Source organism: Stenotrophomonas sp. STEN035, from assembly GCF_056759935.1.
Window position 1 is genome coordinate 45,010 of the sequence record NZ_JBRRDY010000034.1, and the last position, 10,889, is coordinate 55,898.

The 10,889-nt window shown below is 64.8% G+C and carries 7 protein-coding genes; all 7 read left to right on the plus strand.

Features of this window, described 5'->3' with window-relative positions; all coding sequences use genetic code 11:
• The first annotated feature begins 60 nt into the window (after window positions 1-60).
• The 7 genes from ACVOLL_RS16665 (at window position 61) to ACVOLL_RS16695 (ending at window position 10,672) form a co-directional block, all read left to right on the plus strand.
• Window positions 61-2,496, plus strand: coding sequence for a TonB-dependent receptor (locus ACVOLL_RS16665; RefSeq protein ID WP_481513897.1), 2,436 nt, complete (start codon window positions 61-63; stop codon window positions 2,494-2,496).
• 291 nt (window positions 2,497-2,787) lie between these two features.
• Complete coding sequence (locus ACVOLL_RS16670) at window positions 2,788-4,152, plus strand: flavin monoamine oxidase family protein (protein ID WP_481513898.1); 1,365 nt, start codon at window positions 2,788-2,790, stop codon at window positions 4,150-4,152.
• A 55-nt stretch (window positions 4,153-4,207) separates the two neighbouring features.
• Window positions 4,208-5,380 carry an acyl-CoA dehydrogenase family protein gene (locus ACVOLL_RS16675; protein ID WP_057626965.1) on the plus strand — a complete coding sequence of 391 codons (1,173 nt, stop codon included), beginning with the start codon at window positions 4,208-4,210 and terminating at the stop codon, window positions 5,378-5,380.
• Complete coding sequence (locus ACVOLL_RS16680; RefSeq protein ID WP_481513899.1) at window positions 5,380-6,387, plus strand: NADP-dependent oxidoreductase; 1,008 nt, start codon at window positions 5,380-5,382, stop codon at window positions 6,385-6,387. The genes ACVOLL_RS16675 and ACVOLL_RS16680 overlap by 1 nt, the downstream gene beginning before the upstream one ends.
• A gap of 9 nt (window positions 6,388-6,396) precedes the next feature.
• Window positions 6,397-7,977 (plus strand): alpha/beta hydrolase, encoded by a 1,581-nt coding sequence (locus ACVOLL_RS16685; protein ID WP_481513900.1) that lies wholly within the window; start codon window positions 6,397-6,399, stop codon window positions 7,975-7,977.
• A 14-nt stretch (window positions 7,978-7,991) separates the two neighbouring features.
• The gene (locus ACVOLL_RS16690) at window positions 7,992-9,548 is read left to right on the plus strand and encodes an FAD-binding oxidoreductase (RefSeq protein WP_481513901.1); all 1,557 of its coding nucleotides are present in this window, start codon (window positions 7,992-7,994) and stop codon (window positions 9,546-9,548) included.
• Window positions 9,549-9,811: 263 nt separating this feature from the next.
• A complete protein-coding gene (locus tag ACVOLL_RS16695) occupies window positions 9,812-10,672 on the plus strand; it encodes a PA4780 family RIO1-like protein kinase (RefSeq protein ID WP_481513902.1) in 861 nt (286 codons plus the stop codon).
• Window positions 10,673-10,889 lie beyond the last annotated feature (217 nt).

Sequence of the window (10,889 nt, forward strand, 5' to 3'; positions counted from 1 at the left end):
CCAAGACGGCGCATCCATCCTCCCAATCCATTCCGATCACACCTTGCAGTCGGGAACTCCATGAAAACCATCAAGCCAGACCTGCTGTGCTCCTCGATCGCCCTCGCGCTGCTGCTGTGTGCGGGCAGCGCTGCCGCCGCCGACAGCGACGAAGCGCCCGCACCGCCGGCAGCCAATAGCGACGCCGTGCACAGCCTTGACCAGATCACCGTGACCGCGCGCGGTGTGTCCGAGCCGCTGCAGCAGATGCCGCTGCCGATCACCGCCATGTCCGAGCAGACCATCGAGAAGAAAGGCCTGACCGATGTGCGCGACATCGCCAATCTGTCGCCGAGCTTCTCCTTCAAGTCCGGCTACGGCCGTGGCTTCGACCGTCCGGTGATCCGCGGCATGTCCAACATCCAGGGCGAGGCCAATGCCTCGTTCTTCATCGACGGTATCTACGTTGAAGGCGACATTTCCAGCTACGGCCTGGAGAACATCCAGCGCGTGGAAGTGATCCGTGGCCCGCAGTCGGCGGCCTTCGGTCGCCGCACCTTCTCCGGCGCGGTCAACTTCATCACCAAGCGTCCGGGCAGTGCGCCGGGTGGCAAACTCACCCTGGGCGTGGGCAACTACGGCCAGGAAAAGATGGGCCTGTTCTATTCGGGCGCGAATGAAGATGGCTCGTTCGGCTACGACGTCAGTTTGAACAAGCGTGGCAATGATGGCGTGTTCTACAACAACGCATCGGGCCGCAAGGACCTCAATGGCACCGAGACCGTCAGCGGCATGGCGGCCATCGCCTGGTCGCCGACCGATTCACTGGACATCACCGCGCGGGTGATGAAGCAGAAGAGCCGCGACCAGCACTTTGCCGCCGCGCGGCTCGGCAGCAACAACCTCAACTGCTATCTGCCCGAGTACACCGGTGGCCTGTACTTCGGTCTGTATCCGATCCTGGAATCGCGCCGCCGCGGCTATTACTGCGGTGAGCTGAAGGAGCCGTCGGACTACGCGCTGAACACCAGGGAGTTCGAGACCGCAGGCTATTTCTCTGGCCGCAAGACCGATCTGTTGCGCACCAGCGTGGTGGTGGACTATCTGTTCGCCAACGGTTGGAACCTGACCTCGACCTCGGCCTACAACAAGAGTGAAACCTACGCTGCCAGCGATCAGGACTACAGCGCCATCCGTGGCTACGGCGGTGCGTTCGAGAGCTTCGCCAACAGTGGTGTAAAGAACTGGTCGCAGGACATCCGCCTGACCACCGACCAGAACCTGGCAGTGTCGGGCATGCTCGGCGCCTACTACTACGAGCAGAACGCACAGCCGGGCTGGGGCGGCGACCTGACCGGCTACACCATCGGTGGCAACAAGGTGGTCATGCCCATCCCGACCAACCCGGATGACCAGACCGTCAACAAGGCGCTCTACGGCTTGATCAACTGGCACATCAACGACCAGTGGACGACCTCGCTGGAAGGCCGCTATGCGCGCGACGAGATCAGCAAGGGCGGTACCGATGTACGCGTGCTTGGTGCCAACACCTATCGGCAGTCGTATGCGCTGGACAAGACCTTCAGCAGCTTCACCCCGCGTTGGACACTGAGCTACCAGGCGCGTGAGAACGTCAACCTGTACGGGCTGGCCTCCAAGGGCAACAAGCCGGGCGGGTTCAATACCGACGTCTACCGCGCCGACTTCCGCGAAGCAGACCGCGACGCGCTGATCGCGCGTGGTTTGAATACCTACAAGGAAGAAGAGGCCTGGAACTACGAATTGGGCATGAAGAGCGATTGGCTGGATGGCACCCTGCGGGTCAATGCCAATATCTACCAGATCGACTGGACCAACCAGCAGCTGACCGAAACCGGTCCGGTGATCCGCAAGAACGGCTCGCTGTTCTCCACCAGCTACACCACCAATGTTGGTGAATCGCGCATTCGCGGTTTCGAGCTGGAAAGCCAGTGGGCGTTCGCACAGGGTTGGCTGGCCAGCCTGGCGTACTCGTTCACCGATGCCGAGATCCTGAAGTTCATCAGTCAGGACCAGGCCGATCTGTTCTCCAGCAGCAACGCGCCGACGCTGGCTGATCCGGCCGCCGATGCCGCTGGCGCCACCTTGCCTCGCGTGCCCAAGCACAAGGCAACGCTGGGCTTGATGTATGACGGTGCGCTGTCCAATGGTTGGGAATACACCGCCAACATGGACGTCAACTACGAAGGCAAGCGCTACATCCAGGTCGACAACCTGGCCTATATCGGCGCCTCCACCCGCACCAACTTCCGCTTCAGCATCCGCCCGACCGAGCAGTTGCAGGTCTCGGCCTACGTGACCAATGCGTTCAACGACCGCACCCTGGAAGACGCGCAGCGCACCATCAATCCGGATGCATACGTCGCCGTGCCGGCAGTGCCGCCGTTGACCGGACTGGCGGTGACCAATCTGCGCGACTTTGGTTTGACGCCTTCGCTGCCGCGTATGTACGGGGTTGAGGTCAGTTACAAGTTCTAAGCGGTGACGTGGGCTGGGAGGGTGCGTCGCACCGTCCCAGCCTTCGTGTTGCGCTCTCCACTAGAAATTTATCAGGTCGTCATTCCCGCGCAGGCGGGAATCGCTCTGGCTCTGGCTTTTGATTTTGTGGCAATGCATGAAAGGCAAGAGCAAAGGCAAGAGCGATTCCCGCCTTCGCGGGAATGACGGCTTTTGAAGCAAATGCAAAAGCAACAACAGCAACAAAGCAACCCCGCACCTCCGCAGGCAGAACCAATGCAACGACGCGATTTCATCAACGGAGTTTCTGGCATGGCCGCACTTTCACTGCTGCCCGGCATGCTGCACGCCAAAGTACCTACCAGCGATGTCATCGTGGCCGGCGCCGGCCTGGCCGGTCTGGCCGCCGCCCATGCCCTGGAAGCCGGTGGGGCCCGCGTCACCGTGCTGGAAGCCAATCCCCGCGTTGGTGGCCGTCTGCAGACCGTGGTGCGCAATGGCATTCGCTTTGAAATCGGCGGTGTTGAAGTCGGCACTGCATACGAGCGCGTACACGCCCACGCCAGGCGCGTCGGTGTCGGCATCGTGCCGCCGTCAGCTGCCTTGCCGACCGCCGCCGGGCTGGGCCTGGCCATCGGCGATACGCTGGTGCCGGCCAAATCTTGGGGTGAAAGCCCGCTCAATACCTTGCAGGGTCGCGAACATGGCCTGCTGCCGCCGATACTGCTGGCCACCGCGATCGCTGAGCTCGGCTTGCCGACGGTGGACAGTTGGCGCGACCCTGCCAATCTCTCGCTGGATATCCCACTGTCACAGTTGATCGCCAGCAAGGGCTGGTCGGCGCAGGCCATGCAGTGGATGGATATCGGCAACAGCTTTTCGTCGCTGCAGTCGATCAGTGCGCTCGATGCACTGCGCCGTGATGCGCTGCGGCGGTTCGGCTCCAGGGGCACGGGTTGGGTGCAGGGCGGCAGTCAGGCGCTGCCCGAGGCGATGGCTGCATCCCTGTCGCAGCCGCCGCTACTCGACGCTCAGGTCACCCGGGTCGAATCCGCGCGCGGCATGCTGGAGGTCCGCTGCGCCGATGGCCGCCGTTTCCGCGCCGCGCATCTGGTGCTGGCCCTGCCCAGCGGCCCGCTCAGTCGCATCGCGATTGATCCGGCGCCGCCGGTCGCACAGCAGGAGGTCTGGTCGGCACGCCGCTCCAATGCCGTCACCACCATCCACCTGCAACCCACCCGCAAATTCTGGGAAGACGACGGCCTGCCGCTGTCGCTATGGGGCGACGGCCCGCTGCAGCGCGTGTTCGCCGTGCCCGGTGCCGATGGCCAGATCAACCGCCTGATCGTCTGGCTCAACGGCGCCATGGCCCAACACGCCGACACGCTGGGCCGCGAGGCCCGCTTCGCCTGGGCCATCAATGCCATGCAGCGGTTGCGGCCGGCGTCCAAGGGCGCGCTGCTGCCGCTGGAGACCCGCAGCTGGGGCAATGATCCCTTGTCCGATGGCGCCTTCTCCGAGATTGCCCCCGGCTATTTCGCTGAAACCCTGCGCTGGGCCAACACCCCGTTCGGGCGCATCCACTTCGCTGGCGAGCAGACCGAACTGCAGGTTCCGGGCATGGAAGCGGCCGTTACGTCAGGCGAGCGTGCAGCTGCAGCAATTCTTTCGGCCTGATTGAACTACCTTATCCCCTACCTTCCGGGCGCGGACGCGCCTTCCAGAGACAGTAATGAGCCTGAAGACACTGAACCCCTACGATTTGTTCGACGTGCGTTCGCTGCTGAGCGAGGAAGAGCGCGCTGTACAGGATTCCGTTGCCCGTTTCACCGATGAGCGCGTGCTGCCGATCATCGGCGACTGCTTCGACCAGGGTCGCTTCCCGACCGAGCTGATCGGCGAGATCGCCGACATGGGCTTGCTGGGCAGCTCGCTGCCGGAACAGTACGGCGGCGCCGGCTTGAACAGCGTCAGCTACGGCCTGATCTGCCAGGAACTGGAGCGCGGTGATTCCGGCATCCGCAGCTTCGTCTCGGTGCAGAGCTCGCTGTGCATGTACCCCATCTACGCCTACGGTTCGGAAGAGCAGCGCATGCGCTGGCTGCCGGACATGTCGCGCGGCAAGGTGATCGGCTGCTTCGGTCTGACCGAGGCCCATGGCGGTTCCGACCCGGCCAGCATGAAGACCCGTGCAGTGAAGGACGGCGGGGATTGGGTGATCAACGGTTCCAAGATGTGGATCACCAATGGCTCGGTAGCCGATATCGCCATCGTCTGGGCCAATACCGACGAGGGCGTGCAGGGCTTCGTCATCGAAAAGGGCACGCCGGGCTTCACCGCCCAGGAAATCAAGCACAAGATGAGCCTGCGCGCCTCGGTCACCGGCGCGCTGTTTTTCGACAACGTGCGCGTGCCAGACGCCAACCGCCTGCCCAACGTGAAGGGCCTGAAGGGGCCGCTCGGCTGCCTCACCCAGGCCCGCTACGGCATCACCTGGGGCCCGCTGGGCGCTGCGATTGCCTGCCTGGATGAAGTGCTGGCCTATACCAAGGAACGCATCCTGTTCGGCCGCCCGGTCGCCGCCACCCAGAGCGCGCAGATCAAGATGGCCGACATGGCCCGCCGCATCACCGCCGGTCAGTTGCTGGTGCTGCAGCTCGGTCGTCTGAAGGACGCTGGGCAGATGCAGCCGCAGCAGGTCTCCCTTGCGAAGTGGAACAACTGCCGCCTGGCCATCGACATCGCCCGCGAATGCCGTGACCTGCTCGGCGGCGCAGGCATCACCACCGAGCACGGTGCGATCCGCCATGCGCTGAACCTGGAGTCGGTGATCACGTACGAAGGCACCGAGACCGTGCACCAGCTGGTGATCGGCCGCGAGCTGACCGGCATCAACGCGTTCTGATGATGGACGGCCTGCACAGCACAATGCAGGCCGTCTGCCTGCGGCAGATCCCGCAAGGCTTGCCGCAGCTGCTGGATTTTGAAACGCAGCAGCTGCCGTTGCCGGTTGTCGGTGACGGCCAGCTTTTGGTGCAGGTGCAATGGTTGTCGTTGGACCCGTTCCTGCGTGCGCAACTCGGTGGCCGCTATGCATTGCCGTGCCCGCCGCTGGGCAGCATCGTGCCGGGCTATGGCATCGGCACGGTGATCGAAGATCGCAGTGGTCGTTTCGCGGCCGGCAATGTCGTGACCGGCATGACCGGCTGGGCCGAGCAGGCCGTGCTGGATGCGGGCACCACCTCGCTGATCGATGCGGGGTTGGCACCGCTCAGTACTGCCGTTGGCGTGCTGGGCATTCCCGGGCTCACCGCGTGGGCGGGTGTGCGCAGGATTCTGCAGCCGAAGGCCGGACAAACCATTCTGGTTTCAACTGCCGCAGGTGCGGTTGGCAGCGTCGTTGGCCAGCTCTGCAAGGCCGCGGGTTGCCGCGTGGTGGGTATCGCCGGCAGCGCGCAGAAATGCGCCATCGTCACCGATGATTTTGGCTTCGATGCCTGTGTCAGCTACCGCGATGCGGATTTCGCCAAGGCCTTGCGCGCAGTCTGCCCGGACGGTATCGACGGCTATTTCGACAATGTCGGTGGCGCCGTGCTGGAAGCCGCGCTGTCGCTGCTGCGTCTGCATGCGCGGGTGGTGTTGTGTGGGCTCAGCGATCAGTACAACCGCACCGAGCGCCCGGCCGGACCCAATCTCGGGCCGGTGATCGGCGCACGCGCCCGGCTCGAAGGTCTGGTGGTCCATGACCATCTAGCCGATTTCGCGCAATGCCGCAGCGAACTGGCGCAGATGATCGCTGCCGGCACCCTGCGCTACCGCGAACATATCCACGACGGGCTGGCCGCTGCGCCGGCCGGTTTCATCGGCCTGCTCAATAGCGAGAACCTGGGCAAGGCGCTGGTACGGCTCTAAGGAACACGCATGACCCCGATCCAACGTCGCTTCGCTTCCGTCAACGGACGGCAGGTGCACTACCGCATTGCCGGCAGCGGCCCGGTGCTGCTGCTGATCCATCAATCACCGCAGAACTCGCGGATGTGGGCGGCGATGCAGCAGCGCTACGCCGACCGCTATACGGTGATTGCGCCGGACACGCCCGGCTTCGGTTACTCCGATGCCTTGCCTGGCAACCCGATGACGATTGCCGAGTTCGGCGCGGCCACCCTGGCGTTCGTTGACGCCATCGGCTTGCAGCGCTTCGCGGTGTTCGGCATGCATACCGGCGGGCTGATCGCGACTTGGCTGGCCTGGGCCAATCCCGAGCGTGTCGCCGCACTGGTGGTGGATGGCTACGCGGCCTTCACCCCGCAGGAAAGCGAACTGTATGGCGAGGCCTACCTGCCGCCGTTCGTGCCGCAATGGGATGGCTCGCACCTGCGTTGGCTGTGGTCGCGCATGCGCGAGCAGAAGTATTACTTCCCGTGGTACGACGGCCGCGCCGACGCGGCGATGGCGATTCCACCGCAGACCACTGAGAGCACCCGCGAAACGGTGATGGATGTGCTGGATGTAGGCGACACCTATCGCGCAGGCTACGCTGCGGCGTTCCGCCACAACGATCACTTCTGGCTGCAGCAGCTGCAGATGCCTTCGTGGCTGGTCTACCGCCACGGCGATCCACTGCTGGCGCATATGCCGCGTCTGCACGGTCTGCCCGCCAACGTAACCGTGGTCGAAGAGCCCGCGGGCATTCTGGCGATGCTCGACAGCATGGATGCGTGGCTGGCACAGACGCTAGCTGCCGAGCCGGCCTTCGTTGCTTGCAGTGCTGGTGCAGCGGCGAACAATCGCTGGCAGCGACGCATCATCGCCACCGTTGGCGGCGACATGGCGGTCTGGGAGCGGGCAGGGCAGGGCCAACTGCGGTTATGCCTGCATGCGCCCGGCACCCGGCCGTTGGTGCCGCAACAGCTTGATGCCGATGGCAGCGCTTGCCTGCTGCCGGATCTTCCTGGCCACGGCGCTTCCTGCGAAAGCGACGCCGGGCTGGATGCCGCCAGCGTGGTCGCTGCCTTGTTGGACGCAGTGCGCGACAGCGCCGAGCTGCCGTTGCTGATCGAAGCGCATGGCGCGGCTGCCGGTTACGTTCCTGGGCTGGTGGATGCGCTGGGTGCGCGTGTCAGCGAGGTCGTGCTGCATTCGCCATGGCTGCTCAACGTTGAAGAACAGGCGCTGCTGCTGCAGAACCTGCCGACTACCGTCATCGACCGCGCAGGCGGCTATCTCTGCGATGCCTGGCAATGGGAGCGCGAGCGCCATCTGCTGTGGCCGTGGCTGCCACCCAGTGCTGCTGCACGTCGCCGTGTGGATGCTCCTGCGCCTGCGTTGGTGCATGCCAACGTTGTTGAGCTGCTGCGCCTTGGCAATCGCCTGCACGGCCTGCTGCGCGATGCCACCGCACCGGACCTTGCAGCGCGCCTGCGCGCCTTGCCGGTGCCGCTGCGCGTGATCACTGATACCGAATCCGACTACCAGGGGCGCGCCGCCGCCCTGTCTGCCTGAGCTGAAGGACCCCCATGAGCAACGACAACGCAACCGCCGTCATCGCCACGCTGCAGTCCAGCTGGGGCGGCAGCATCGTCACCGATGCCAGCGAGCTTGAGTACTTCGCCACCGACGTCTATTCGCAGGGCAAGCCGCTGCTGGCAGTGCTACGCCCGGACGATGTGCAACAGCTGGCCGCTGCGGTCAAGCAACTCACCGACGCCGGTGTTGCGGTGATCGCACGCGGCGGCGGCATGAGCTATACCGGCGGCTATACCGCCGCGCAGAGCTCCAGCGTCCTGGTGGACACCAGCTCGCTGGACAGGATCGTCGAGATCAACCTTGAAGACGCCTACGTCGTGGTCGAAGCCGGCGTCACCTGGCGCGCCCTTAAGGACGCGCTGGATGCCAAGGGCGTACGCACCCCGTACTTCGGGCCAATGTCCGGCTCGCATGCCACGGTGGGTGGTGGCATGTCGCAGGGCGCGATCTTCCACGGCACCGCCCGCTATGGCTGTTCGGCCGACGTGGTGCTGGGTCTGCAGGTAGTCACCGCCAACGGTGACATCCTCACCACCGGCTCGGCCGCGGCTGCCAACACCACGCCGTTCTTCCGCTGGTACGGCCCGGACCTGACCGGCCTGTTCTTGGGTGACTGCGGCCTGCTCGGTATCAAGACCCGCATCGTGCTCAAGCTGATCCCCAAGCATGCGCATATCGACTACCTGTCCTGGCAGTTCCCGACCGCCGAAGGCCTGTTCGGTGCACTCGGTGTGCTCTCACGCCACGGACTGGCCAGCGAAACCGCTGCCTTCGATCCGGCCCTGACCCGCGTGCGCATGCGCCGCGCCGGCCTGTCCAGCGACGTCAAGGCGCTGACCAATGTGATCAGGAAGGGCGGCCTGATCTCTGGTCTGAAGCTGGCGGTGAAGGGGCGCGACATCGTCGACCAGGAGCAGTTCTCGCTGCACATCACCCTGGAAGGCGACAGCGCTGCCGAGGTGGCTGATCGGGTCGCGCGTGCGCGCAAGCTGGTGGCTGAATTCGGCGAGAGTGTCGAACCGTCCATCCCCAAGATGATGGCCGCCAATCCGTTTGCTGCCTGGAACTCGATGCTGGGTCCGCAGGGCGAGCGTTGGGCACCGGTGCATGCGCTGGTGCCGCATTCCAAGGCCACCAGCATGTTCAACGCATTGCAGGCGCTGTTCGCGCGCGAGCAGGAAACCATGGACAAGCACGGCATCTTCATCGGCACCCTGCTGTCCAGCGTGGGCGCGCAGACCGTGGTGATCGAGCCCTGCATCTACTGGCCGGACAGCCACAACGCTTTCCACGTTCGCACCGTCGATGCCGATCATCGCGAACGCATCGGTTGCCCGGGTGAACACATGGAAGCACGGGCCGCCGCCGACGCGCTCAAGCGGCAGATTGCCGACACCATGCGCGCACATGGCGCGGCCAACCTGCAGCTGGGCAAGTTCTACGACTACCGTGCCGGCCGCGACCCGGCGGCGCTGGCGGTGCTGGACGCGGTCAAGGCCCAACTCGATCCCAAGGGCCTGATGAACCCCGGCGTCCTGAGCCGCTGAGTGCGCCTGAGCCCCTCTCCCCCCGGGAGAGGGGTTGGGGAGAGGGTGGGCGCAGCCTGCTGCGACCTGCGATCACCGACCAACGGCCAGGCCCAAGGCCTGGCCGTCCGTGTTTGTGCCATGGGAACTGTCCAGTCTGAACCCCCGGTGCTGCCATCGCTGGCCCGTTTCCGTACCATCGGCAACAATATGCCGGCCTGATCCCACCCGGACGGCCCACGTTCGATGCAGATCGAGCCGCCACCCGCAGCCACCGAGACACTGTGAAAACACCCCAACAATTGCAGGTACTGATAGACGACGGCGTCATCGACGAGGTCCTGCGCCCGCTCAAGAGCGGCAAGGAAGCAGCGGTCTATGTGGTCCGCAGCGGCGACGAGATCCGCTGTGCCAAGGTCTACAAGGACATGGCGCAGCGCAGCTTCCAGCAGCGCGTGCAGTACCAGGAAGGCCGCAAGGTGCGCGGCAGCCGTGAGGCCCGCGCCATCGGCAAGGCCAGCAACTACGGCCGCAAGCAGGCCGAAGCGGCCTGGAAGAACACCGAGGTGGACGCGCTGTACCAGCTGCGCGACGCAGGTGTGCGCGTGCCGGAACCGTTCGGCTATTTTCACGGCGTGCTGGTGATGGAACTGGTGACCGACGCTGAGGGCTTCAGCGCCGCGCGCCTCGGCGAGGTGGAACTCAGTGCCGAGCAGGCGCGTGAGTTCCACGCGGTGTTGGTGCAGCAGGTCAAGCTGATGCTGTGCTGTGGCCTGATCCACGGCGATCTGTCGCCTTACAACGTGCTGGTCGGCCCGGATGGCCCGGTGGTGATCGATTTCCCGCAGGTAGTCAGCGCCGGTGGCAACAACGCCGCGCGCACCATGCTGCTGCGTGACGTCAACAACCTCACCGCCAACCTCGGCCGCTGGGCTCCGGAGCTGCTGGAAACCTGGTACGGCGAAGAAATGTGGGAGTTGTTCCAGGCCGGCGATCTACTGCCTGATACCGTGTTGACCGGCGAGTTCACCCCGGACGAGCACGCGGTGGACCTGGACAGCGTGCGTCACGCCATCAACGACGCCCGCGAAGAAGCGCTGATCCGCCAGCAAGGCCGCGAAGCCGCCGCCGAAGAAGACTACTGAGGGTAGTGCCGAGCCATGCTCGGCAGGGGCTTTCCAAGCCATCCGCCTGCTTTGTGGGAGCGGCGTAAGCCGCGAAGCCGGCAACGCTCGAAAGGCCGCAAAGGCCGACCCCTCCCCAGCCCTCCCCTTTGCTGCGCAAAAGGGAGGGGGCAGCAGCGGTAGTGCCGAGCCATGCTCGGCAGAGGCCTTCCAAGCCATCCATCAACTCTGTGGGAGC